Origin of the sequence: Pseudocitrobacter sp. 73 (genome assembly GCF_008369545.1) — a bacterium.
Classification (GTDB): Bacteria; Pseudomonadota; Gammaproteobacteria; order Enterobacterales; family Enterobacteriaceae; genus Pseudocitrobacter; species Pseudocitrobacter vendiensis.
Genome location: NZ_VTZO01000001.1, coordinates 86,743 through 110,303 on the forward strand (window position 1 = coordinate 86,743; position 23,561 = coordinate 110,303).

Here is a 23,561-nt window from a genome sequence, read left to right on the forward strand (position 1 = left end):
AGTTATGCAATATTTGTGCGTTAAAACTTAAATATAAACCAGCGTTACACTTAAAGTTAGCACAAAATGTTGGGTGGGCGAGGCGGAAGGCGGAAATGTCGGCATTCCTCACGGAATGCCAGACAATTTACCCATGACAGGGGAATAGCGGGGAAGACTTAACGTTTTTCAAGCGACTGGCGCAGCGTTCCGGCTGGCGCGTGGACGCTGCCGCCAAGGTAACGCACATCATCAACCGCCCAGCACTGGCCTTCGCGGATCATCAGCACTTCGTCCTGCCAGCTTTGCGTACCCTGCTTGAGAGTCACACGCAGCGGAATATTTCGTGCATCCGTATTTGGGATTGTGGACGCACTGGCGACACTGGCGCTATCGGCAGGCGTTGTGCGGCTGGAGAACGGATCGGACTGCAACAGCGCACTGTGGCTGGCGTCGCTGCGGCTGTCATTCAGCACTTTTGCCAGATCGTCGCTCAGGTAAGGGCGCAGTGCCGCAAGGTCATTATTACGGTGCTGAATGCGATAATCGTAAAACTTTTGTGCCACGGCGTCCGGCCCGCCTTCCACGCAGGGCCCGCTTCGTGTACCAATATCTTTAAAGGCTGGCGTCACGGTGGTACAGGCGCTCAGCAGCATGACGCCAGGGAGAAGGAGTGCAAGAGTGGAGTAGCGCATAATTTTTCCTTTTAAGCAGCTCAACACATCCTCCTTCAAACGTGTCGTTTGTGCGATGCAGTCTGAAGGATTTGTGTATACGATTATGATGGAATCCCTTTCCAAGCATAGCGTATCAGGCCGATAATGGCAGTGCGCGATTGACGCTAAGGCATTGAACGTTAAAAGAAGGAGTACAACGATGCAATTCTCAACCACCCCGACGCTGGAAGGCCAGACTATTGCGGAATATTGCGGCGTGGTCACCGGTGAGGCGATTCTCGGGGCCAATATCTTCCGCGATTTCTTCGCAGGCATTCGTGACATTGTGGGCGGTCGTTCCGGTGCCTATGAAAAAGAGCTGCGTAAAGCGCGTGAAATCGCTTTTCAGGAACTGGGCGAGCAGGCAAAAGCGCTGGGGGCTGATGCCGTTGTTGGTATCGACATCGATTATGAAACCGTCGGCAAAGACAGCAGCATGCTGATGGTGAGCGTCAGCGGCACGGCGGTGAAAACGCGCCGATGAAACGCTTCCTGACGCTGGCTTTACTCGCGGGGCTTTTAGTGGGCTGCGCGGGCGAAAAGGGCGTAATAGATAAAACCGGGTATCAGCTTGATACCCGCCATCCGGCGCAGGCCGCGTATCCACGCGTAAAAGTGCTGGTGATTCACTACACAGCGGACGATTTTGACGTCTCGCTGGCGACACTCACGGACAAACATGTCAGCTCGCATTATCTCATCCCCGATGTGCCGCCAATCCACAACGGCAAACCGCGCATCTGGCAATTAGTGCCGGAAGATAAACTGGCCTGGCATGCCGGGATCAGCTTCTGGCGAGGGGCGACGCGGATTAACGACACTTCGGTGGGAATTGAGCTTGAGAACCGCGGCTGGCAGAAAACAGCGGGTGTGAAGCATTTTGCGCCATTCTCACCTTCGCAAATTGAGGCGCTGATCCCGCTGGCAAAAGATATTATCGCCCGATACGACATCCAGCCGCAAAACGTGGTGGCGCATGCCGATATTGCCCCGCAGCGTAAAGATGACCCCGGCCCGCTCTTTCCGTGGCAGCAGCTTGCCGCGCAGGGCATTGGTGCCTGGCCGGACGCACATCGGGTCGCGTTTTACCTGAACGGGCGCTCGCCGTATCAGCCTGTTGATACCGCCGGGTTGCTCGATCTGTTGTCACGCTACGGTTACGACGTGACGCCGGATATGACGCCCGCGCAGCAGAAAAGGGTGATTATGGCCTTCCAGATGCACTTCCGCCCGACGCTGTGGAATGGCGTGGCGGATGCGCAAACTCAGGCGATAGCGGAAGCGTTGCTGGAGAAATATGGGCAGGGGTGATGTTTTTTGCCGGGGGCGCTGCGCTTGCCCGGCCGACATTTACTGCTCGTTGTAGGCCCGATAAGCAAAGCGCCATCGGGCATTTTCACCGCTAGCGGTGCAGCTTCCCGTGATCTTCCAGCCACGCGGCGGTGCGCACGATACCGTCGTTCAGCGTCACAATCGGCGCATAACCCAGCTCTTCTTTCGCGCGGGTGATATCCAGCGTGAAATCAAAGTTCAGTTTCGAAACGCCATAATGGGTGAGAGCCGGCTCTTTGGCGGATTTATTGCCAAAGCGTTCCATGCTGCGCGCCACCATATCCAGCATCGGGTAGGGTACGGAACGGATCCGGCACTTGATATCCAGCTCGTCAATTAAACGCTCGACAATGCTGCGCAGGGTGCGCGGTTCATCGTTGGTGATGTTATACGCGCGGCCAGAAGGCAGGCCGTCGCACTGCGGCTGGCTGGCCAGCCACATGGCATGCACCACGTTTTCGTAATAAGTCATATCGACCATCGCATGGCCGCCGCGCGGCAGCAGCACGCTGCCGTAGTGGTGCATCATTTGCGCCAGACGCGGGATAAACACCTTATCGTGCGGCCCAAAAATACTTTGCGGACGCAGAATGGTAAAGCGCGTATTTGGGTTAGCCTGCGCCAGCAGTTGCACGACTTCTTCACCTGCTGCCTTGCTGCGGGCAAATTCGCAGGCAAAACGGTGCGGACGAAAATCTTCTTTGATATCGCGATGGTGGTGATAATCGAAATAGAGCGACGGAGAGGAGATATGAATAAAGTTGCGCACGCCCCAGGCCACGGCCCATTCGCCCAGACGGCGCGTGGCGCGCACGTTAGCGAGATCAAACGCTTCCTGGGTTCCCCACGGAGAAGTAAAGCTGGAGCAGTGCCACAGCGTATCGACACCGGCGAGCATCACTTTCGCCTGAGAAGAGACCAGTTCCGTTAAATCGGCGTGGACGAACTCCGCACCCATTTTCTCCAGCAGTTTGCCCATCGCTTCATTGCGACCGCTCGCTCTGACGCTGATGCCCTTGTTGCGCAAATACTCGACGGCATTTCTGCCGAGCCCGCTGGTCGCGCCGGTAACCAGTACCTTCATATCGATCCACTGTGTAAAAAGAATTTCGTGCGCATTTTTCCGTGAATTTCACTCTCATGCAATGGGAAACTAAGAAGAAATGAGCTTATGCCTCTTTTTTGCCCGTGATTTCTTCTGCAAGCCTGGCAATTCGCCGCGCCATACCGCGAAAAATGAACAGATGCGCGGGGATCATTAAAAGCCAGTAGAGTAATCCTGGCATACCGTGTGGATGCCACCAGGCGCGAACGTCAAGTTCACGATGGTCGCCTTTATCCACCAGTGTAAAACTGAGTCGCCCCAAACCCGGTGCTTTCATACCGAACAGCAGTGACAATTGTTTCTCCGGCTCGACGATAATCACTTTCCAGCTATCGACGCTATCGCCTGTTTTCAGCCGTGCGTGCGCCGGGCGGCCTTTTGCCAGTTTATGCCCTACCAGCAAATCCATCGCAGCACGCGTTTTCCACAGAATATTGCCAAAGAAATAGCCTTCGCGACCGCCCAGTCGATTCACCACTTGCCACAATGCCGCCAGGCTTGCCGGGGTTTTAACCTTATAACCTGCCTGTTTGGCAAAATAGCCGTATTCGGGCCGCCAGCGGGCAAACGCGTGTTCGTCGTAGCCCCAATCGCTGGAGTTCACCAGCTTCTTTTCTTCTTCCAGCGTCTGGCGTACGGCTTCATCAAACGTTATCAATTTCTGCGGGATCAACGCACGCAGTTCGCGATCGTCGGCCAGAAGATCGTGCTTTAAACCCTGGATCAGCGCTTTCGCAATTGTCGGCGGCACAGAGGTGATCACATTTAAGAACCACACCGAGATCCAGCTTGTCGGAAAAGGTATGGGAATTAAGGGGCGATGGCGCCCGCTTACCGCCATAAAGCGCTCAAATTGCTGTTGATAGGTCAGCTCTTCCGGGCCCGCCGCTTCTAAGACGCGATTCTCTGAGGCAGGATGCTCCAGCAACCCCGCCAGATACACCAGCAGGTTCTCCAGTGCAATCGGCGTCGTGCGCGAACGCACCCAGCGCGGCGGTGTCAGTACGGGCAGGTTGTAAACCATATCGCGCATCACTTCGAAAGCGGCAGAGCCCGCGCCGACGATGATCCCCGCGCGCAGTTCAGTCAGCGGAATGCCCGCTTCACGCAGAATATCCCCGGTGGCCTGACGGGCGCGCAGGTGCTCAGATTGTTCATGTGCGGGAGCCTGTAATGAGCTTAAAAAGATGATCTGTTTAACCGGAACCTGGCGTAGCGCATCGCGCACATTGAGCGCCACCTGGCGTTCATGGGCGAGAAAATCGCGGCTCTCACCCATGCCGTGTACCAGGTAATAGAGCGTATCCACGCCCTCAAGCAGGGCGGGAAGGGAAACCGGCCATTCAAGATCGAGCGAGTGACAGGTCGCGCCGGGAAGCTGCTGCTTTTCCAGACGTTCGATATGCCGCGCCGCCGCCCGCACGGTGTACCCGCGCGCGCTCAGTTCCGCCACCAGATGCTGGCCGATATACCCACTTGCACCGAGGACTAAAACGGTTTGCGGCACGTCATTCTCCTTATTTAGCTAAAAACGCTTTCCAGTGGCTGACGACGTCGCTGAGCTGCTCGCGGCTGACGTCCAGATGCGTCACCAGACGCACTACCGGCGAGGCGTTGATCAGCACATCACGTTCACGCATATACGCACCCAGCGCCGCTGCCTGCGCGTCACCCACGCGGACAAACAGCATATTGGTGTCGTGACGCATTACGTCCGCGCCGATCTCACGCAGTTGTGTTGCCAGCCAGGCGGCGTTGTCATGATCGTCCTGCAAACGCGCGACGTTATTTTTCAGTGCATAAAGCCCGGCGGCGGCCAGAATCCCGGCCTGACGCATTCCACCGCCGGTCATTTTACGCCAGCGCATCGCACGCTTGATGTAGTCGTGATTGCCGACCAGCAAGGAGCCGACAGGCGTGCCGAGACCTTTCGAGAGACAAATAGTGAACGAATCGCAATACTGCGCAATCTCGTTCAGTTCACAGCCGTATTCCACCACGGCGTTGAAAATGCGCGCGCCATCGACGTGCAGCCCCAGCTTGCGCTCGCGGGTGAATTCCCACGCCTGGCGCAGATAATCTCGCGGCAACACTTTTCCGTTATGCGTGTTTTCAATGCTCAGCAGTTTGGTGCGAGCAAAATGGATATCATCGGCTTTAATTTTCGCTGCGACTTTATCGAGCGGCAGGGTACCGTCGGCAGCGGCGTCAATTGGCTGCGGCTGAATACTGCCCAGCACTGCCGCGCCGCCGGCTTCATACAGATAATTATGCGCACCCTGGCCGACGATATACTCCTCGCCGCGTTCGCAGTGGCTGAGTAGCGCCACCAGATTCGCCTGGGTGCCCGTGGGTAAAAAGAGGGCGGCGTCCTTTCCGGCAAGATCGGCAGCGTAGCGCTGGAGTTCATTGACGGTAGGATCGTCGCCATAAACATCATCCCCAACCGGGGCGGCCATCATCTCTTCGAGCATGGCACGGCTCGGCCGGGTAACGGTATCACTGCGTAAATCGATCATGACATTTCCTTGTAACTGAGGAGAATGTCGATAGTTTTACCTGAGCCAGTTGGTTTTCGCCAGCTCCATCACTTCATCACCGCGTCCGTTAATAATGGCGCGCAGCATATAGAGGCTGAAGCCTTTGGCCTGCTCCAGTTTAATTTGCGGCGGCATGGCCAGCTCTTCTTTAGCGACCACCACATCGACCAGTACCGGGCCGTCGATGCTGAACGCTTTCTGAATCGCTTCATCGACGTCAGCCGATTTTTCCACGCGGATCCCTGGAATACCACACGCTTCAGCGATGCGCGCGAAGTTAGTGTCGTGCAGCTCGGTGCCGTCGGTGAGGTAACCGCCCGCTTTCATTTCCATCGCCACAAAGCCGAGAACGCTGTTATTAAAGACGAAAATTTTCACCGGCAGTTTCATCTGCACCACGGAGAGGAAATCGCCCATCAGCATGCTGAAGCCGCCGTCGCCGCACATTGCCACCACCTGGCGACCGGGGTGAGTCGCCTGTGCGCCCAGCGCCTGCGGCATGGCGTTTGCCATCGAGCCGTGGTTAAACGAACCAATCAGGCGGCGTTTGCCGTTCATCTTCAGATAACGCGCGGCCCAGACGGTGGGCGTGCCAACATCGCAGGTGAAGATGGCATCATCGGCAGCGAAATGGCTGATTTGTTGCGCCAGATATTGCGGGTGAATCGCTTTATCGCTGGGTTTGGCAAGGTCATCGAGCCCTTTGCGCGCGTCGCGGTAGTGCTCCAGCGCTTTATCGAGGAATCGACGATCGGTTTTCTCTTCCAGTTTCGGCAGCAGGGCGCGAAGCGTCGATTTGATATCACCGACCAGCGCCATATCAACCTTACTGTGCGCGCCAATGCTGGCGGGGTTAATATCAATCTGGATGATTTTGGCATCTGTTGGGTAGAACGGACGATACGGGAATTGTGTGCCGAGGAGGATCAGCGTGTCAGCGTTCATCATGGCGTGGAAGCCTGATGAAAAGCCAATCAGCCCGGTCATGCCCACATCGTAAGGGTTGTCGTACTCGACGTGCTCTTTACCGCGCAGGGCGTGAACAATCGGTGCTTTCAGTTTGGCCGCGAATTCGACCAACTCTTTATGCGCCCCGGCACAGCCGCTGCCGCACAGGAAGGCGATGTTGCTGGAGTAGCGCAGCAGTTGCGCCAGTTTATCAAGTTCTTCTTCGGCGGGCGTCACCACCGGAAGCGGGGCGTGGTACCAGTGGCTACTGGCGCTTTCCGGCGCGGCCTTCAGCGCCACATCGCCTGGAAGCACAACCACCGATACGCCGCGATTGAGCACGGCTTTGCGCATGGCAATGGCCAGCACCTGAGGAATTTGGTCGGGTGACGAAACCAGTTCGCAGTAGTGGCTACATTCGCGGAACAACTCCTGGGGGTGCGTTTCCTGGAAATAGCCGCTGCCGATTTCGCTCGACGGAATATGAGCGGCTATTGCCAGCACCGGCACGTGGTTGCGGTGGCAATCAAACAAGCCGTTGATTAAATGCAGGTTGCCTGGCCCGCATGACCCCGCGCAGGCGGCAAGTTCGCCGGTAAGCTGCGCTTCTGCGCCGGCGGCAAAGGCGGCGACCTCTTCGTGACGTGTGGGCATCCAGTCGATAGTCCCCATTCTGTTGAGACTGTCACTTAGCCCGTTCAGGGAATCCCCGGTTACTCCCCAAATCCGTTTCACTCCCGCTTGTTCAAGTGTTTTAGCAATAAAAGCGGCAACCGTTTGTTTCATGGTTTTCCATCTCCTTAATTGTGATACCGGTTACAAGTTTAGATGAAGATAATGATTATGCTTCCGGCCGCAGCGGCTTATCCTCACCACAATCGAGGATAAGACGTATAACAGGGAAGAATAAGGAGAAAGTTCAGATGGTTGCGACGGTGCAAGGATCGTTTAATCGTATGTTATCCCATGAGGATTTTGGCAAGCTGTTGTTACGCCTCGCTGTAGGCGGATTGATGCTGTTTCATGGCCTACATAAGTTGTTTGCGGGCATCGATGGTATTAGCGCTATGCTGGTAGCGAAAGGATTTCCGGGGTTTATTGCTTACGGCGTTTTAGTCGGTGAGGTTGTTGCGCCCGTTTTGATTATCCTCGGCGTTCTGACGCGTCTTTCCGCTTTGGTGCTGGCATTTACCATGGTTGTTGCCTGGCTGATGGTGGCAATGGGGAAAACTTTTGCGCTGGACGCTGTGGGGGCATGGGCGATTGAAAGCATCGTCTATTACTTTATCGGTGGGATGGCGATAGCGTTCTTAGGCGCGGGGAAATACGCCCTGGCAAAAGGGTCTGTCTGGCAGTAAGACGTTGTTGCGAAGACTAAAAAAACGGCCACCGTTTCCGATGGCCGTATCTGTTTTTGTACTGCAAGCCAGCCTTACGCCAGGACTAAATCACCCTGCGGATGACAGGAGCATGCCAGCACGTATCCGTCGGCGATTTCCTGCTCGCTCAGCGTCATGGTGCTGGTGACGGTGTAATCGCCAGACACCACTTTGGTTTTGCAGCAACCGCACACGCCTGCGCGGCAAGCGGCCTGTACCGGCACGTTGTTGCTTTCCATCGCCTCCAGAAGCGTCGTACCCACCGGGCCGTAAAACGTCTGCGCCGGTTGCAGTTTGGTGAACTTCAGACCGCTGTTAACGGCGTCGGCCACCGGCGTAAAGAATTTCTCTTTAAAGAAACGAGTCACGCCGAGCGCTTTCACCTCTTTCTCCACCATGTCCATGTACGGCGCGGGGCCGCAGGTCATAACGGTGCGAGACGCAATATCCGGCACGCTTTGCAGCAGTTCGCGGCTCAAACGGCCAGAGACAAAACCGTGAGTGGCGTTGTTCTCTGCGACCAGGGTGACCGGATAGTTGCGCCATTCGTCTGCGAAAATCACATCCTGCGGTGAGCGAATGTTGAAAATCACCTGCACGTCGGCCTGCGGGCGATATTTTGCCAACCAGCGACGCATCGACATAATCGGCGTCACCCCGCAACCGGCTGCCAGCAGCAGGAAACGGTCGTTCGGCTCATTGTCACAGGTAAACTCACCCATCGCCTCAGACAGCCAGATGTAATCGCCGCGTTTAACATCGCGGGTCAACCACTGGGAGCCTGCGCCATCGTCGATACGACGAACGGTCAGCGTAATGTATTCGCTCACTCCAGGCGTCGATGAGAGGGTATACGCGCGCAGGGTATCGGCAGAGTTACGCACGCTCACCAGCGCATGCTGACCTGGGCGATACGGATAGTAGTCATGGCACAGCAGTGACAGCGTCCACACATCCGGCGTTTCCTGGTGGATGTGGTGGACCTGCATCCGCCACGGACATTGAGGGGTTGGCATCGTCATCATTTACTCCTTACGCGCTCAGCAGCTGCTTCATATCTTCTTCAACGGTGGTCACAGAACGCAGACCAAACTTCTCGTTGAGGATTGCCAGCAGGTCCGGCGTGAAGAAGCCCGGTGCGGTTGGCCCGGTGACGATGTTTTTCACACCCAGCGACAGCAGGGTCAGCAGAATGACGATCGCTTTCTGTTCGAACCAGGAGAGTACCAGCGAGAGCGGCAGGTCATTGACGCCACAGCCCAGTTTTTCTGCCAGCGTCACCGCCAGGATAATGGCGGAGTATGCATCGTTACACTGACCGGCATCCACCAGACGCGGCAGGCCTTCGATATCGCCGAAGTCCAGTTTGTTGAAGCGGTATTTCCCGCACGCCAGGGTCAGGATCAGGCAATCGTCCGGCACGCTGGTGGCGAAATCGGTGAAGTAGTTACGTTCGCCGCGCGCGCCATCGCAGCCGCCGACCAGGAAGATGTGACGCAGTTTTTCGCGGCTCACCAGGTCAATCAGGGTATCGGCGGCGCCCAGCAGTGTCTGGCGACCGAAACCAACGGTGATCAGGTGCGGGATTTCGCTGTACGGGAAGCCCGCCATCTGCTGTGCCTGGGCAATAACCGGCCCGAAGTTGTCGCCTTCAAGGTGGCTCACGCCCGGCCAGCCGACGATACTACGGGTCCAGATACGGTCGTCGTATGCGCCAACAGTTGGGTCGATGATGCAGTTAGAGGTCATCACGATAGGACCCGGGAAGCGGGCGAATTCCACCTGCTGGTTTTGCCAGCCGCTACCGTAGTTACCGATCAGATGTTTGAATTTACGCAGTTCCGGATAGCCGTGTGCCGGCAGCATTTCACCGTGGGTATAGACGTTAACGCCGGTGCCTTCGGTTTGTTCCAGCAGATTGTAGAGATCTTTCAGGTCGTGACCGGAAATCAGAATACATTTCCCTTCGGTCGCTTTGACGTTCACCTGAGTCGGCGTCGGGTGACCATATTTGGTGGTTTCACCGGCATCCAGAATGCTCATTACTTTGAAGTTCATCTGGCCGATTTCCATTGAGCACTCCAGCAGAGCGTTCATATCGGAAGGCCAGGTGCCCAGCCACGCCATGATTTTGTGATACTGCGCGTAGATATCGTTGTCGTACTGACCGAGAACGTGCGCGTGCTCCATGTAAGCTGCCGCGCCTTTCAGGCCGTACAGGCACAGCAGACGCAGGCCGAGGATGTTCTCGCCAATCGCTGCTTTGTCTTTGTTCGGGGTAAATTCAGCGGCCTGCTGCTGCAGTGCGCCTAAATCATCGCTGACCAGTTGCAGGTCAGCCATCGGGTTATTCACGCTTGCGTTGGCATCAACGGCAAGGCATTGGGCTTTCAGTGCATCACGCAGGGCGATGGCTTCACGTGCGTAGCCGACGATGCGGGGAGAATCGAAGTTAACGTTGGTCAGCGTGGAGAAGAAGGCGCGCGGCGCAAAGTTATCAATTGCATGATCGACAATGCCGTATTCACGTGCTTTCACCGCCCATGCGGAGAGGCCTTGCAGAGCGGCAATCAACAGGTCCTGAAGATCGGACGTTTCGGCGGTTTTACCGCACATACCCTGCGAGTACGCGCAGCCGTTTCCTGCCGGAGTACGGATGGTTTGTTCACATTGCACACAAAACATGGTCACACCTTTTAAAGTTATATTTAATATACATGTTTAAGGGTAAGCCTGTGCCATGTGCATGAAAAGCGGTTTTTATCGCTAGTTACAGGGAGGTTGATTTAGCGCAATTTTGGCGGCAGCAAAGGCTACCGCCATGGGGGTATCAGGCGGTGAAGAAGGCCATCAGCAGGGGAACCAGCAGGCTCAACACAAAGCCGTGAACGATCGCGGGCGGCACCATTTCCACGCCGCCGGAGCGCTGAAGAACGGGGAGAGTAAAGTCCATTGACGTCGCACCGCATAAACCCAGTGCCGTAGAGCGGCTACGCTGCACCAGCGCTGGAATGAGCATAATGGCAATGAGTTCGCGTGCCAGATCGTTAAAGAAGGTAGCGCTGCCAATTACCGGGCCAAAAGCATCGGTGGTCATAATGCCGGAAAGGGAGTACCAGCCAAATCCGGACGCCATCGCCAGCCCGGTTTTTAACGGCAGACCGAGAATCAGGGAATTAATCGCTCCACCAATTAAAGAACTCGCCATCACCACCACGGAAATAATCATCCCACGGCGATTGAGGACAATCTGTTTTAGCGTCATGCCGCTATTGCGCAGTTGAATACCCACAAGGAACAAAAGGAAAATAAGCGTATATTCGCTGGCGGCAGTCGCGTGTTGTAAAAATGAAAGGCCACTTAAGCCCACGACAAAACCACCGACCACTACAAAACACAGCTTTAATGATTCCAGTGCCATTGCCAGTCGCGAAGGTAATTTTTCCTGCTGATGGTGGTGACGCCAGGGCAGAGACTTTTCGAGCCAGAAAAGTGCTGCAATATTACACAGTAAAATAACCACAATACTGATAGAGGAATAGTAGAAAATAGCCAACAGATTACTGGCCAGATTATCGAGAAAAGCCAGGCTCACGCCCATCAAAAAGAGAATGACGTAAACAATCCAGCTAAGAAGACGATTAATCAGCTGGAGTGTAGGGCGATGGGTGAGGGGGATCAGGTAACCCAGAATCAGGGGTACAAGAATGATCAGCAGTCCCGACAACATGAGCGGCATATTCCTTGCAGTGTGTATTAAGCGGCAATGACACTACCGAAATTGGCTTCAAATATCAAACGTGCCCGGTGGCGCTGCGCTTACCGGACCTACGGGATGCAGTGATCAAGTAGGTCGGATAAGCGTAGCGCCATCCGACACAAAAAAGCCCGCATAGCGGGCTTGAGACTGATGACAAACGCTATATTGCCTGATGCGCTGCGCTTATCAGGCCTACAAAGTTTCTACAATTTATTGAATTTGCAGTATTTTGTAGGCCGGATAAGGCGTAAATTAGTCGCGTTTTTCCAGTAGAGTACGGTAGATAAGGCCACCGAGGATACCGCCGATAATCGGCATAACCCAGAACAGCCAGAGCTGTTGCAGTGCCCAGCCGCCCTGGAAGATAGCGACTGCGGTGCTACGCGCCGGGTTAACAGAAGTGTTGGTTACCGGGATGCTGATCAGGTGAATCAGCGTCAGGGCCAGACCGATAGCAATTGGTGCAAAGCCCGCCGGTGCGTGTTTGTCGGTCGCGCCGTGGATAACCAGCAGGAAGCCACAGGTCAGCACGATTTCAATGACGATAGCGGAAAGCATAGAGAAGCCGCCCGGTGAATGTTCGCCGTAGCCGTTAGACGCGAAGCCGCTTGCCGCCGCGTCGAAGCCGGCTTTACCGCTGGCTACCAGGTACAGCACTGCCGCTGCAACGATACCGCCGATAACTTGCGCCACGATATAACCGATAACGTCTTTCGCCGGGAATCGACCGCCCGCCCACAGGCCCAGCGTGACTGCCGGGTTAAAGTGACCGCCTGAGATATGACCGACTGCGAACGCCATGGTCAGCACGGTCAGACCGAATGCCAGCGCCACACCCGCGAAACCGATACCCAGTTCCGGGAATGCCGCAGCCAGAACGGCGCTACCGCAACCACCAAACACCAGCCAGAAAGTACCGAAGAACTCTGCAGCTAATTTTCTAAACATAACCACCTCAATAAAAAGCACGTACAGGATGAGTAAATTCTCTCTGTACATTATTTATCGTCAGAAAGGGGTGACGACACAATTTATACCCACGCATAACCGCTGGCAGAGAAAGTGAACAGAATCACCGCACTGCCAACAGAATTAAGCCGAGTATAGAAGTCGTTATTTTAAAAACGTTATCATCCCTTCACCAGTTAAATTTGTACGTTTAATTTGATGTAAGGCAATGTGATGTTATTCCTTAAACAATCTGCGTGGTTGAATAGAGTGTAGTGCATTTTTTTAAGAATATTCATTGGTGGCATTATCTGTTTCCTATCCCATTTTTGTGCTAGCCAAAAGCATCGTCGCGTCGTGACCGGGCAGTCCGGAACCGTATCAATGCCGCACTCTCTGAACGGCTTGACGCAACTTGAATGTTTTTGCGTATATACTGCCGATAACAGAAGGAAAAGGCGGTAACGAAACGGAGGGGACATGCTTCTTGAACGCGTAGAAATTGTCGGTTTTCGTGGCATTAATCGATTGTCATTAATGCTGGAGCAAAACAACGTCCTGATTGGCGAAAATGCCTGGGGCAAGTCGAGCCTGCTGGACGCGTTAACCCTGCTGTTATCTCCTCGTGATGAGCTCTATCACTTTGTGCGCAATGATTTTTGGTTTCCGCCGGGGGATGTGAAGGGCCGTGAACATCATCTGCATATTATTCTGACCTTTCGAGAGTCTGAGCCGGGGCGTTATCGTGGGCGACGCTATCGCCCGCTGGCTGATTGCTGGTCGCGTGGTGAAGATGGTTATCATCGTCTGTTTTATCGTCTGGAAGGTGAGCTGGGCGCGGATGACAGCGTCATGACCCTGCGCAGTTTTATCGACAGCAACGGGCACGCGCTGGAACTGGACGATATCGATGCGATGGCGCGCCATTTGATTCGCCTGATGCCGGTGCTGCGCCTACGCGACGCGCGCTTTATGCGCCGTATTCGCAACGGCACAGTGCCCAATACGCCGGACGTCGAAGTGACTGCGCAACAGCTTGATTTTCTCTCCCGCGAGCTGGTGTCCAGCCCACAAAATCTGAGCGATGCACAGATTCGCCAGGGGCTGTCGGCGATGGTGCAACTGCTGGAACATTATTTTTCTGAACAAGGCTCGGATGAAGCGCGCAACCGCCTGATGCGTCAGCGCTCTCACGATGAACAGCGCAGTTGGCGTTATCTCGACATCATCAACCGAATGATTGATAAACCTGGCGCACGCAGCCACCGGATGATCCTTCTCGCGCTCTTTTCCACGTTATTGCAGGCAAAAGGCACCGTGCGCCTCGATAAAGACGCGCGTCCGTTGCTGTTAATTGAAGACCCGGAAACGCGACTACACCCGATCATGCTGTCGGTGGCGTGGAATCTCCTCAATCTGCTGCCGCTTCAGCGTGTGACCACCACCAATTCTGGCGAGCTGTTATCGTTGACGCCGATGGAGCATGTTTGTCGCCTGGTGCGTGAATCCTCCCGCGTGGCGGCGTGGCGTTTAGGACCGGGCGGCATGAACCCCGACGACAGCCGCCGCATTTCGTTCCACATTCGCTTTAATCGCGCGTCGTCGTTGTTTGCGCGCTGTTGGCTGCTGGTGGAGGGCGAAACCGAAACCTGGGTCATTAACGAACTGGCGCGCCAGTGTGGTCATCACTTTGATGCCGAAGGCGTTAAAGTTATCGAATTTGCCCAGTCAGGCCTGAAGCCGTTGATTAAATTCGCCCGACGAATGGGGATTGAGTGGCACGTGCTGGTGGATGGCGATGAGGCCGGTAAGAAATACGCTGCGACCGTGCGCGGCCTGCTCAACAATGACAGGGAACAGGAGCGTCACTACCTGACGACGCTCCCGGCGCTGGATATGGAACACTTTATGTACCGTCAGGGCTTCTCCGATGTCTATCATCGGGTGGCGCAGTTGCCGGAGAATATTCCCATGAACATGCGCCGGGTGATAACGAAAGCGATTCATCGCTCCTCAAAACCTGACCTGGCCATTGAGGTGGCGATGGAGGCAGGGCGGCGCGGCGTGGATGCCGTGCCGACGCTGCTGCGTAAAATGTTCTCGCGGGTTATCTGGCTGGCGCGCGGGAAAGCCGACTAAATATTGAAGCGCTGCTGGATCTGGCTGGTGATGCTGTCCAGCAGCGCGTAACGGCGGCGATATTCCGCACGTTTTTTACTGGCGATATCCGCTTCGTCTTTACGGGCGATGCTGAGCGGTAAATGGTAATAACCGCGCTCATCATTCACGCCGCCGACCGCTTCCCAGAAATTGTCATAATCCGCGTGGATTTTTTTCCCTTTATCGCGATAACGCAGGCTGCGGTAGATATGCGCCTGGTTGCTGACCGCGAGAATTTGCTCCATCTGCCAGCGCTGCGCAAAGCTGCACACCGCTTCCATCACCACGCGTTTCGGGAACAGGCCGTGACAGGCTTTGGTCGCCTGATGAATATCCTGCTGTGACTGCTCGGTTTTCCCGCCTTGCAAGCCACCAATAAATAGCGTGCGTTTGCCTTCATATTCGCAAATGGTGAAAGTGATTTCCGCCAGCATTTCATTGCGCGCGTTGCGCAGCAGAATGGTGCTTTCTCCCTCTTTATCCAGCGAGATAACGGACGCAAAATGGAGGGTATAGATTTCGCCTTCTTTGCCTTCGATTTCAGCCAGTGGGATGCCCGCGTGGGCGAAGTAGCGCTGTAACTCATCCGTGGTCAGCGCCTGGCGCAGCGTGCGGTAGTGGTAGCGCAGTGCATCCAGCAACTGTTGGCGATCAAGATTGACGGCCAGATAAGGGCGGTGCAGGCGAACGGGAAGACGTGGCTGAATTAACAGCAGGCGTTCGAGGTCCGGCCATTTCGCCATTTCTGCCATCCATTGGCGGGATAAACGCGGCATCCACAGCGAACGCAGCATAAACTTTCTACGAAAGCTGCGCTGATGCCAGAACTTACCGGGGCGCCACAGCCCGCTCCATAAGCAGAAAAACAGGCCAACGCTGGAGGTGGGGAGTGTCGGGTAGTGGGAGTTTTCAGTGGTTTGCAACATATCAGCAATCCGCGTAATGGATGATGCGTTGATTTCACCACTGGCAAACTTAACCAATTCTCAATAACTCTGTTACCCTGTTCACCTTTACTTATTTGTTTAGTAACGGTTGATGTTGATGCTCTCACTCTGGCTGAAACAACGAAAAATATCAGGATAGGTATGCGTATTAAGGGAAAAATAAAAAAACGATATGTGCTGCTTGCGGTGGTGGTCATCGCGGGGCTGATTGCCGTCTGGCGCACGCTGAATGCGCCGCTGCCGCAGTATCAAACGCTGATTGTTCGTCCGGGCGAACTGGAACAAAGCGTGCTGGCGACCGGTAAGCTTGATGCGTTGCGTAAAGTTGACGTCGGCGCGCAGGTCAGTGGGCAGTTGAAAACGCTCTCTGTTGAGATTGGCGATAAAGTTAAAAAAGGGCAGTTGCTGGGGGTCATTGACCCGGAGCAGGCCGAAAACCAGATTAAAGAAGTTGAAGCGACGCTGATGGAACTGCGCGCACAACGTGCTCAAGCGGATGCCGAACGTAAGCTGGCGCAGGTGACGCTGGCACGTCAACAGCAGCTGGCGAAAACGCAGGCCATTTCGCGCCAGGATCTCGACACCGCGACGACCGAGTTGGCAGTGAAACAGGCGCAAATCGGCACGATTGATGCGCAAATCAAGCGGAATCAGGCCTCGCTTGATACAGCAAAAACCAACCTCGACTATACGCGGATCGTCGCGCCAATGGCCGGAGAGGTCACGCAAATTACGACGCTGCAAGGGCAGACGGTAATTGCGGCGCAGCAAGCGCCAAACATTCTGACGCTGGCGGATCTCAGCACCATGCTGGTGAAAGCACAGGTGTCTGAAGCCGATGTGATTAACCTGAAACCTGGGCAGAAAGCCTGGTTCACCGTTCTCGGCGATCCGCTGACGCGCTACGAAGGCACGTTGAAAGATATCCTGCCGACGCCGGAAAAAGTGAACGATGCCATTTTCTATCATGCGCGTTTTGAAGTGCCTAACCCCCAGGGCGTATTGCGTCTGGAGATGACTGCCCAGGTCCATATCCAGCTCACCGGCGTGAAGAACGTGCTGACCATTCCGCTCAGTGCGCTGGGCGACAGCGTGGGCGATAACCGCTATACCGTGCGCCTGCTGCGTAACGGTGAGGTCAAACCGCGCGAAGTTTCCATAGGTTCGCGCAACGACACGGAAGTGGAAATTGTGAAAGGCCTGGAGGCGGGCGACGAAGTGATTATTGGCGAGGGCAAAGCGGGAGCCGCGAAATGACGGCGCTGCTGCAGCTCACGGATATTCGCCGTAGTTATCCTTCCGGTGACGGAAATATCGATGTCCTGAAAGGCATTACGCTGGACATCAACGCCGGGGAGATGGTGGCGATTGTCGGCGCATCCGGCTCCGGGAAATCCACGCTGATGAATATCATTGGCTGCCTCGATAAACCGACCAGTGGCACCTACCGCGTGGCGGGCGTTGACGTCGCCACGCTCGATAGCGATGCGCTGGCGCAACTGCGCCGGGAACACTTTGGTTTCATCTTCCAGCGTTATCATTTGCTCTCGCATTTGACGGCGGTGCAAAACGTGGAAGTGCCTGCAGTGTATGCGGGTATGGAGCGCAAAGCCCGCCTGCTGCGCGCGGCGGAGCTGCTCAAGCGCCTCGGTCTGGAAGAGCGCGTGGATTACGCACCTTCACAGCTTTCTGGCGGTCAGCAGCAACGTGTGAGTATTGCGCGTGCGTTGATGAACGGCGGGCAGGTGATCCTTGCGGATGAACCGACCGGGGCGCTGGATAGCCGTTCCGGCGAAGAGGTGATGGCGATTCTGCACCAGCTCAAAGAGCAGGGGCACACGATTATTATCGTTACCCACGATCCGCAGGTGGCCGCGCAGGCCGAGCGGGTGATCGAAATTCATGACGGTGAGATTTTGCGTAATCCACCGGCAAAGGCGGCGACGGGCGAAGCGCGACGCCTGACTGGCGAGCATGTCTCCGGCTGGCGGCAATTCAGCAACAGTTTCCGCGAAGCGTTGTCGATGGCGTGGCGCGCGCTGGCGGCCAATAAAATGCGCACGCTGTTAACCATGCTCGGCATTATTATCGGTATTGCCTCGGTGGTGTCGATTGTGGTGGTGGGCGATGCGGCAAAACAGATGGTACTGGCGGATATCCGTTCCATTGGTACCAACACGATTGATGTGTATCCCGGTAAAGACTTTGGCGACGACGACCCGCAGTATCAGCAATCGCTGAAATATGACGACCTGCTGGCAATTGAAAAACAGTCGTGGGTGAGCTCTGCCACGCCCGCGGTCTCGAAAAATCTGCGGTTGCGCGCGGGCAATATTGATGTTGCTGCCAGCGTGCAGGGCATTGGCCAGCAGTACTTTAATGTTTACGGCATGACCTTCAGCGAGGGCAACACCTTTAACGCGATTCAGGCCGCTGAGCGTGCGCAGGTGGTGGTGCTCGATAACAACACTCGCCGCCAGCTTTTCCCGAATAAAACCAGTGTAGTGGGTGAAATTATTCTGGTCGGGAATATGCCCGCCACGGTCATTGGGGTGGCGGATGAGAAACAGTCGATGTTTGGCAGCAGCACGATTTTGCGCGTCTGGCTGCCTTACTCAACGATGGCGGGGCGCGTAATGGGGCAGTCGTGGCTCAATTCGATCACGGTCCGCGTGAAAGAGGGCCACGACAGCAGTTTTGCCGAGCAACAGCTCACGCGTCTGCTTAATCTTCGCCATGGGAAAAAAGATTTCTTCGTCTGGAATATGGACAGCGTCTTGAAAACGGCGGAACGCACCACACATACATTACAGCTGTTTCTGACATTGGTGGCAGTCATCTCACTGGTGGTTGGCGGTATTGGCGTGATGAATATTATGCTGGTGTCGGTGACTGAACGAACGCGCGAAATCGGCATTCGTATGGCGGTGGGCGCACGGGCCAGCAATGTGCTGCAACAATTTTTGATTGAAGCGGTTTTGGTGTGTCTGGTAGGCGGTGCGCTAGGAGTGACGCTATCCTTAATGATAGCGCTGGCGCTGCAACTGGTTTTACCGGGCTGGGAAATCGGTTTCTCGCCCGTCGCGCTGCTTACGGCGTTTATCTGCTCGACACTTACTGGCGTACTGTTTGGCTGGTTACCCGCTCGTAATGCGGCCAGGCTTGACCCGGTGGATGCGCTGGCGCGAGAGTAAAAGAAAAATGCCAGTCGAAGGGACTGGCATTTTGACGGCGGGATGTACACAATGAAGCATGAAGGCTATGCGGTAGTTTCTGCCTCGACGACGGGAATAATCACGCTGGCGTGGTTACCCTTCGGGCCTTCATGAACATCAAACTGGACCGATTGCCCGGCTTTTAGCGTTCTGTAACCATCCATCTGAATGGTGGAGTAATGGGCGAATATGTCATCGCCACCGCCTTCCGGGCAGATAAAACCAAACCCTTTGGCATTGTTGAACCACTTAACAGTACCCATTTCCATACTTCGACATCCTTCGTAACGCTTATATGTAGATGGAATGAACCGGTGGTGGAGTCAGGAGCTGTTTAAAACCTCGCCAACTCTCGCCACTACAATTTAGAGTTTTCGCGCCAAGCGTCAAGGGTTTGAAGGGTGAGATGGACGGAAAATGAATCAAAATTTGAAGCAGTTAACGCTATTGACGGGAATGTGACAGAGTTCGCTAATGACAGCTATAGGTGATAGTTATCTATGATCTACAGTAGATTTAGTACCTGTATAAACAGAGGTCAGCGACTGCGCACTTGCCACCGAAGATGATGACTGACAATGAGTAAGAGCAGAGACTGGCTGGATTTTGACCAGCTAACGGAAGACAAACTCCAGGATGGGCTGAAACCCCCATCGATGTATAAAGTGATTTTAGTCAATGATGATTACACGCCAATGGAGTTTGTTATTGACGTGTTACAAAAATTCTTTTCTTATGATGTAGAACGTGCCACACAACTCATGCTCACCGTTCACTATCAGGGTAAAGCTATTTGTGGTGTTTTTACTGCCGAGGTGGCAGAAACCAAAGTAGCCATGGTGAACAAATACGCGAGGGAGAACGAGCATCCATTGTTGTGTACGCTGGAAAAAGCCTGAAATCAGGCATGAAAATTGGGGGAGGTGCCTATGCTCAATCAAGAACTGGAACTCAGTTTAAACATGGCTTTCGCCAGAGCGCGCGAGCACCGTCATGAGTTTATGACCGTCGAGCACTTGCTGCTGGCACTGCTTAGCAACCCATCGGCCCGTGAAGCGCTGGAAGCGTGTTCTGTAGACCTGGTCGCGCTGCGTCAGGAACTCGAAGCCTTCATCGAACAAACCACGCCGGTTCTGCCGGTCAGTGAAGAAGAGCGCGACACACAGCCGACGCTCAGCTTCCAGCGTGTCCTGCAACGTGCGGTCTTCCACGTCCAGTCTTCTGGTCGTAGCGAAGTGACCGGCGCAAATGTTCTGGTCGCCATTTTCAGCGAGCAGGAGTCGCAAGCTGCGTATCTTCTGCGTAAACATGAAGTGAGCCGCCTCGATGTGGTCAACTTTATCTCTCACGGTACGCGTAAAGATGAACCGAGCCAGTCTTCCGATTCCGGAAGCCAGGCCCCGAACAATGAAGAGCAAGCAGGCGGGGAGGAACGTATGGAAAACTTCACCACCAACCTTAACCAGCTTGCTCGCGTTGGCGGTATTGACCCGCTGATTGGTCGCGACAAAGAGCTGGAGCGCGCCATTCAGGTGCTCTGCCGTCGTCGCAAAAACAACCCGCTGCTGGTGGGCGAATCTGGCGTCGGTAAAACCGCAATTGCCGAAGGTCTGGCATGGCGCATTGTGCGCGGTGACGTGCCGGAAATCATGGCCGACTGCACCATCTACTCACTGGATATCGGCTCGCTGCTGGCGGGGACCAAATATCGCGGCGACTTTGAGAAACGCTTTAAAGCGTTGCTCAAGCAGCTGGAGCAGGACAACAACAGCATTCTGTTCATCGACGAGATCCACACTATTATCGGTGCGGGTGCAGCGTCGGGTGGCCAGGTGGATGCCGCTAACCTGATTAAACCGCTGCTCTCCAGCGGTAAAATTCGGGTAATGGGCTCAACCACTTACCAGGAATTCAGCAATATCTTTGAGAAAGATCGTGCCCTGGCGCGCCGTTTCCAGAAAATCGACATTACTGAACCTTCTGTCGAAGAAACCGTGCAGATAATCAACGGCCTGAAACCGAAGTATGAAGCTCACCATGACGTGCGCTACACCGCGAAAGCGGTACGTGCGGCGGTTGAGCTGGCGGTGAAATACATCAATGATCGTCATCTGCCGGATAAAGCGATTGATGTGATTGATGAAGCGGGTGCGCGTGCGCGTCTGATGCCTGTTAGCAAGCGTAAGAAAACGATCAACGTGGCGGACATTGAATCCGTGGTCGCGCGTATTGCGCGTATCCCGGAGAAAAGCGTCTCCCAGAGCGATCGCGATACGCTGAAAACGCTGGGTAATCGCCTGAAAATGCTGGTGTTTGGTCAGGATAAAGCCATCGATGCGTTAACCGAGGCGATCAAAATGAGCCGTGCCGGTCTCGGTCACGATCATCGCCCGGTCGGTTCATTCCTGTTCGCCGGTCCAACCGGGGTCGGGAAAACCGAGGTGACGGTCCAGCTGGCAAAAGCGATGGGCATTGAACTGCTGCGCTTTGATATGTCCGAATATATGGAACGCCATACGGTGAGCCGCCTGATTGGCGCGCCTCCGGGATACGTAGGTTTTGATCAGGGCGGTCTGCTCACCGATGCGGTTATCAAACATCCGCACGCGGTACTGCTGCTTGATGAAATCGAGAAAGCGCACCCGGACGTCTTTAACCTGCTGTTGCAGGTCATGGACAACGGCACGCTGACCGATAACAACGGCCGCAAAGCCGACTTCCGCAACGTGGTGCTGGTGATGACCACCAACGCCGGGGTGCGTGAAACTGAGCGTAAATCCATCGGCCTGATTCAGCAGGATAACAGCACCGATGCAATGGAAGAGATCAAAAAGATCTTTACGCCGGAATTCCGTAACCGTCTGGACAACATTATCTGGTTCGATCACCTCTCTACCGAGGTCATCCATCAGGTTGTCGATAAGTTTATCGTCGAGCTGCAGGTGCAGTTGGATCAGAAAGGCGTTTCGCTGGAAGTCACTCAGGAAGCCCGCAACTGGCTGGCGGAGAAAGGCTACGACCGCGCAATGGGCGCACGTCCAATGTCCCGCGTGATTCAGGACAACCTGAAAAAACCGCTGGCAAACGAGCTGCTGTTTGGTTCGCTGGTGGATGGTGGCCAGGTGACGGTGGCGCTGGACAAAGAGAAAAATGAGCTGACCTACGGGTTCCAGAGTGCGCAAAAGCACAAACCGGAAGCGGCGCATTGATTCTCTGAATTTAGTCATTTTAAACCGGGCGAGAGCCCGGTTTATTTATTTTTATAAAATAGAAAAGGCCGGGGATTTCCCCGGCCTTTCAGCATCTGGTTGCCACGAAGGGCTCAGGAACGATCAGCGACTACGGAAGACAATGCGGCCTTTGCTCAGGTCGTACGGGGTCAACTCAACAGTCACTTTGTCGCCCGTCAGAATGCGGATGTAGTTTTTGCGCATTTTACCGGAGATGTGCGCAGTTACCACGTGACCGTTTTCAAGTTCTACGCGGAACATAGTGTTAGGTAACGTATCGAGTACGGTACCCTGCATTTCAATATTGTCTTCTTTGGCCATCTAGTCCTCGGGGTATCACTACCATAGTTTTTAACCGGCAAGATAATGCCGAACTTCATCAAGTAAGTAAAGATTTTGCGAATGAATCGCCGAAAGTCGTTTTTGCGCATTACCCCAATGCCACGCGAAAAGAGCGTGCGAGGGACGCAGATCGGGTTGGATACTGCGGGAGATCTGACTCGAATGATTCCCAAACGGCGGCGGGGCAAAAGGCAGAAGCGACTCTCAGCGGACAATTATATCATCCCGACAAAAATTGTGCTGAAAACATTTACACTTCCGGTGAAAAGAGTGTCCGGGGTACCCAGAAATGTTCCGGCAAGCGATGCATGCGTAATATATCAAGTTGTTCAAGGTAGTCGCGTCGCGCTATTTCTATCGCGCCCAATGAGGCGGTATGACTATTCAGCACCTGGCAGTCGATAAGTTTTCCGCCGCTTTGCTTAAACGTATCGCAAAAGACTAACAGCGCCGTTTTTGAGGCGTTTTCCGCGCGGCTGAACATGGATTCCCCACAAAAGAGGGCGCCCAGCGAAACACCGTACATGCCGCCAACCAGCTCGTCACCTTTCCATACTTCAATAGAGTGCGCATGACCCAGTTCGTGCAGACGATGATAGGCCTGCACGATGCCGGGGGTAATCCAGGTGCCTTCGTTGCGGTCTTGCGCGCAACCTTCAATCACCTGGCCAAACGCATAATTTAGCGTGATGCGATAGGGTGAACGGCTGTGAAAACGCTTCATGCTGCGGCTGATGTGAAAGGTATCTGGCCACAGCACCGCGCGGGGATCGGGCGACCACCATAAGATTGGGTCACCCGGTGAGAACCACGGGAAAATGCCGCGCTGATAGGCCATCAGCAGGCGAGCGGGGCTCAAATCGCCCCCTAAGGCCAGTAAACCATTCGGCTCGCGAAGTGCCCCTTCCGGGGAAGGAAACGCTATCGAGTGACGTGAGAGCTGAACAAGGCGCATGTTTC

The 23,561-nt window shown here is 54.8% G+C and carries 21 protein-coding genes; 8 read left to right on the forward strand and 13 right to left on the reverse strand.

The genetic code is table 11. From position 1 onward, the window contains the following. Nucleotides 1-158: 158 nt before the first annotated feature. Nucleotides 159-674 carry a lipoprotein gene (locus tag F0Q32_RS00395; protein ID WP_149461473.1) on the reverse strand — a complete coding sequence of 172 codons (516 nt, stop codon included), beginning with the start codon at nucleotides 672-674 and terminating at the stop codon, nucleotides 159-161. A gap of 181 nt (nucleotides 675-855) precedes the next feature. On the opposite strand from F0Q32_RS00395, the gene F0Q32_RS00400 reads away from it, so the two are divergent. Both F0Q32_RS00400 and F0Q32_RS00405 read left to right on the forward strand, forming a co-directional pair. Then, on the forward strand, nucleotides 856-1,179 hold the full coding sequence (locus tag F0Q32_RS00400; protein ID WP_149461474.1) for a heavy metal-binding domain-containing protein: 324 nt from the start codon (nucleotides 856-858) through the stop codon (nucleotides 1,177-1,179). After that, nucleotides 1,176-2,006 carry an N-acetylmuramoyl-L-alanine amidase gene (locus tag F0Q32_RS00405; RefSeq protein WP_149461475.1) on the forward strand — a complete coding sequence of 277 codons (831 nt, stop codon included), beginning with the start codon at nucleotides 1,176-1,178 and terminating at the stop codon, nucleotides 2,004-2,006. The genes F0Q32_RS00400 and F0Q32_RS00405 overlap by 4 nt, the downstream gene beginning before the upstream one ends. Nucleotides 2,007-2,097: 91 nt before the next feature. On the opposite strand, the gene F0Q32_RS00410 is transcribed toward F0Q32_RS00405, so the two are convergent. From F0Q32_RS00410 to poxB, 4 genes are all read right to left on the reverse strand, one after another. Beyond that, the gene (locus tag F0Q32_RS00410) at nucleotides 2,098-3,111 is read right to left on the reverse strand and encodes an NAD(P)-dependent oxidoreductase (RefSeq protein ID WP_149461476.1); all 1,014 of its coding nucleotides are present in this window, start codon (nucleotides 3,109-3,111) and stop codon (nucleotides 2,098-2,100) included. An 85-nt stretch (nucleotides 3,112-3,196) separates the two neighbouring features. Then, entirely contained in the window at nucleotides 3,197-4,639 is a 1,443-nt protein-coding gene (locus F0Q32_RS00415) for an SDR family oxidoreductase (protein WP_149461477.1), read from the reverse strand. Nucleotides 4,640-4,649: 10 nt separating this feature from the next. After that, a complete protein-coding gene (gene ltaE / locus F0Q32_RS00420) occupies nucleotides 4,650-5,651 on the reverse strand; it encodes a low-specificity L-threonine aldolase (protein ID WP_149461478.1) in 1,002 nt (333 codons plus the stop codon). Nucleotides 5,652-5,687: 36 nt separating this feature from the next. Continuing rightward, nucleotides 5,688-7,406 carry a ubiquinone-dependent pyruvate dehydrogenase gene (gene poxB / locus F0Q32_RS00425; RefSeq protein WP_149461479.1) on the reverse strand — a complete coding sequence of 573 codons (1,719 nt, stop codon included), beginning with the start codon at nucleotides 7,404-7,406 and terminating at the stop codon, nucleotides 5,688-5,690. 137 nt (nucleotides 7,407-7,543) lie between these two features. On the opposite strand from poxB, the gene F0Q32_RS00430 reads away from it, so the two are divergent. Then, the gene (locus F0Q32_RS00430) at nucleotides 7,544-7,978 is read left to right on the forward strand and encodes a DoxX family protein (RefSeq protein ID WP_149461480.1); all 435 of its coding nucleotides are present in this window, start codon (nucleotides 7,544-7,546) and stop codon (nucleotides 7,976-7,978) included. 74 nt (nucleotides 7,979-8,052) lie between these two features. Here the strand turns inward: F0Q32_RS00430 and hcr are convergent, their stop codons facing one another. The 4 genes from hcr to aqpZ all read right to left on the reverse strand — a co-directional run bounded on the left by hcr (nucleotide 8,053) and on the right by aqpZ (nucleotide 12,707). Beyond that, nucleotides 8,053-9,021: an NADH oxidoreductase gene (gene hcr, locus F0Q32_RS00435; protein ID WP_149461481.1), complete on the reverse strand. Its 969-nt coding sequence runs from the start codon at nucleotides 9,019-9,021 to the stop codon at nucleotides 8,053-8,055. A gap of 10 nt (nucleotides 9,022-9,031) precedes the next feature. Then, nucleotides 9,032-10,684, reverse strand: a complete 1,653-nt coding sequence (hcp, locus tag F0Q32_RS00440) for a hydroxylamine reductase (RefSeq protein ID WP_149461482.1) — start codon at nucleotides 10,682-10,684, stop codon at nucleotides 9,032-9,034. Nucleotides 10,685-10,829: 145 nt separating this feature from the next. Beyond that, nucleotides 10,830-11,729 (reverse strand): lysine exporter LysO family protein, encoded by a 900-nt coding sequence (locus F0Q32_RS00445; RefSeq protein WP_149461483.1) that lies wholly within the window; start codon nucleotides 11,727-11,729, stop codon nucleotides 10,830-10,832. A 282-nt stretch (nucleotides 11,730-12,011) separates the two neighbouring features. Then, nucleotides 12,012-12,707: an aquaporin Z gene (aqpZ, locus tag F0Q32_RS00450; protein WP_015965127.1), complete on the reverse strand. Its 696-nt coding sequence runs from the start codon at nucleotides 12,705-12,707 to the stop codon at nucleotides 12,012-12,014. Between the two features lie 480 nt (nucleotides 12,708-13,187). Between aqpZ and F0Q32_RS00455 the strand changes: the two genes are divergently transcribed. Then, nucleotides 13,188-14,846 (forward strand): ATP-dependent endonuclease, encoded by a 1,659-nt coding sequence (locus tag F0Q32_RS00455; RefSeq protein WP_015965126.1) that lies wholly within the window; start codon nucleotides 13,188-13,190, stop codon nucleotides 14,844-14,846. Here the strand turns inward: F0Q32_RS00455 and F0Q32_RS00460 are convergent. Then, entirely contained in the window at nucleotides 14,843-15,793 is a 951-nt protein-coding gene (locus F0Q32_RS00460) for a VirK/YbjX family protein (protein ID WP_149461484.1), read from the reverse strand. The two genes, F0Q32_RS00455 and F0Q32_RS00460, sit on opposite strands and share 4 nt — an antisense overlap. Before the next feature lie 162 nt (nucleotides 15,794-15,955). Between F0Q32_RS00460 and macA the strand changes: the two genes are divergently transcribed. Both macA and macB read left to right on the forward strand, forming a co-directional pair. Continuing rightward, entirely contained in the window at nucleotides 15,956-17,071 is a 1,116-nt protein-coding gene (gene macA, locus F0Q32_RS00465) for a macrolide transporter subunit MacA (RefSeq protein WP_149461485.1), read from the forward strand. Continuing rightward, complete coding sequence (gene macB / locus F0Q32_RS00470; protein ID WP_149461486.1) at nucleotides 17,068-19,008, forward strand: macrolide ABC transporter ATP-binding protein/permease MacB; 1,941 nt, start codon at nucleotides 17,068-17,070, stop codon at nucleotides 19,006-19,008. The genes macA and macB overlap by 4 nt, the downstream gene beginning before the upstream one ends. Before the next feature lie 65 nt (nucleotides 19,009-19,073). Here the strand turns inward: macB and cspD are convergent, their stop codons facing one another. Then, nucleotides 19,074-19,298, reverse strand: a complete 225-nt coding sequence (gene cspD, locus F0Q32_RS00475; RefSeq protein WP_149461487.1) for a cold shock-like protein CspD — start codon at nucleotides 19,296-19,298, stop codon at nucleotides 19,074-19,076. A 309-nt stretch (nucleotides 19,299-19,607) separates the two neighbouring features. Here cspD and clpS point away from each other — a divergent pair, with 309 nt between their 5' ends. Both clpS and clpA read left to right on the forward strand, forming a co-directional pair. Then, nucleotides 19,608-19,928, forward strand: a complete 321-nt coding sequence (gene clpS, locus F0Q32_RS00480; RefSeq protein ID WP_015965121.1) for an ATP-dependent Clp protease adapter ClpS — start codon at nucleotides 19,608-19,610, stop codon at nucleotides 19,926-19,928. A gap of 30 nt (nucleotides 19,929-19,958) precedes the next feature. Next, entirely contained in the window at nucleotides 19,959-22,238 is a 2,280-nt protein-coding gene (clpA, locus tag F0Q32_RS00485) for an ATP-dependent Clp protease ATP-binding subunit ClpA (protein ID WP_149461488.1), read from the forward strand. 123 nt (nucleotides 22,239-22,361) lie between these two features. On the opposite strand, the gene infA is transcribed toward clpA, so the two are convergent. Together infA and aat are read right to left on the reverse strand one after the other, a co-directional pair. Further along, nucleotides 22,362-22,580 (reverse strand): translation initiation factor IF-1, encoded by a 219-nt coding sequence (gene infA / locus F0Q32_RS00490; RefSeq protein WP_002211347.1) that lies wholly within the window; start codon nucleotides 22,578-22,580, stop codon nucleotides 22,362-22,364. A 271-nt stretch (nucleotides 22,581-22,851) separates the two neighbouring features. Further along, nucleotides 22,852-23,556 (reverse strand): leucyl/phenylalanyl-tRNA--protein transferase, encoded by a 705-nt coding sequence (gene aat / locus F0Q32_RS00495; RefSeq protein WP_149461489.1) that lies wholly within the window; start codon nucleotides 23,554-23,556, stop codon nucleotides 22,852-22,854. Nucleotides 23,557-23,561 lie beyond the last annotated feature (5 nt).

What these genes read in the sequence shown, in the direction of transcription:
- F0Q32_RS00395 (WP_149461473.1), bottom strand. Translation starts at nt 674, where the DNA reads ATGCGCTACTCCACTCTTGCACTCCTTCTCCCTGGCGTCATGCTGCTG.
- F0Q32_RS00455 (WP_015965126.1), top strand. Translation starts at nt 13,188, where the DNA reads ATGCTTCTTGAACGCGTAGAAATTGTCGGTTTTCGTGGCATTAATCGA.
- F0Q32_RS00460 (WP_149461484.1), bottom strand. Translation starts at nt 15,793, where the DNA reads ATGTTGCAAACCACTGAAAACTCCCACTACCCGACACTCCCCACCTCC.
- F0Q32_RS00405 (WP_149461475.1), top strand. Translation starts at nt 1,176, where the DNA reads ATGAAACGCTTCCTGACGCTGGCTTTACTCGCGGGGCTTTTAGTGGGC.
- macB (WP_149461486.1), top strand. Translation starts at nt 17,068, where the DNA reads ATGACGGCGCTGCTGCAGCTCACGGATATTCGCCGTAGTTATCCTTCC.
- F0Q32_RS00400 (WP_149461474.1), top strand. Translation starts at nt 856, where the DNA reads ATGCAATTCTCAACCACCCCGACGCTGGAAGGCCAGACTATTGCGGAA.
- clpS (WP_015965121.1), top strand. Translation starts at nt 19,608, where the DNA reads ATGAGTAAGAGCAGAGACTGGCTGGATTTTGACCAGCTAACGGAAGAC.
- aqpZ (WP_015965127.1), bottom strand. Translation starts at nt 12,707, where the DNA reads ATGTTTAGAAAATTAGCTGCAGAGTTCTTCGGTACTTTCTGGCTGGTG.
- clpA (WP_149461488.1), top strand. Translation starts at nt 19,959, where the DNA reads ATGCTCAATCAAGAACTGGAACTCAGTTTAAACATGGCTTTCGCCAGA.
- aat (WP_149461489.1), bottom strand. Translation starts at nt 23,556, where the DNA reads ATGCGCCTTGTTCAGCTCTCACGTCACTCGATAGCGTTTCCTTCCCCG.
- hcp (WP_149461482.1), bottom strand. Translation starts at nt 10,684, where the DNA reads ATGTTTTGTGTGCAATGTGAACAAACCATCCGTACTCCGGCAGGAAAC.
- F0Q32_RS00445 (WP_149461483.1), bottom strand. Translation starts at nt 11,729, where the DNA reads ATGTTGTCGGGACTGCTGATCATTCTTGTACCCCTGATTCTGGGTTAC.
- hcr (WP_149461481.1), bottom strand. Translation starts at nt 9,021, where the DNA reads ATGACGATGCCAACCCCTCAATGTCCGTGGCGGATGCAGGTCCACCAC.
- ltaE (WP_149461478.1), bottom strand. Translation starts at nt 5,651, where the DNA reads ATGATCGATTTACGCAGTGATACCGTTACCCGGCCGAGCCGTGCCATG.
- infA (WP_002211347.1), bottom strand. Translation starts at nt 22,580, where the DNA reads ATGGCCAAAGAAGACAATATTGAAATGCAGGGTACCGTACTCGATACG.
- cspD (WP_149461487.1), bottom strand. Translation starts at nt 19,298, where the DNA reads ATGGAAATGGGTACTGTTAAGTGGTTCAACAATGCCAAAGGGTTTGGT.
- poxB (WP_149461479.1), bottom strand. Translation starts at nt 7,406, where the DNA reads ATGAAACAAACGGTTGCCGCTTTTATTGCTAAAACACTTGAACAAGCG.
- macA (WP_149461485.1), top strand. Translation starts at nt 15,956, where the DNA reads ATGCGTATTAAGGGAAAAATAAAAAAACGATATGTGCTGCTTGCGGTG.
- F0Q32_RS00430 (WP_149461480.1), top strand. Translation starts at nt 7,544, where the DNA reads ATGGTTGCGACGGTGCAAGGATCGTTTAATCGTATGTTATCCCATGAG.
- F0Q32_RS00410 (WP_149461476.1), bottom strand. Translation starts at nt 3,111, where the DNA reads ATGAAGGTACTGGTTACCGGCGCGACCAGCGGGCTCGGCAGAAATGCC.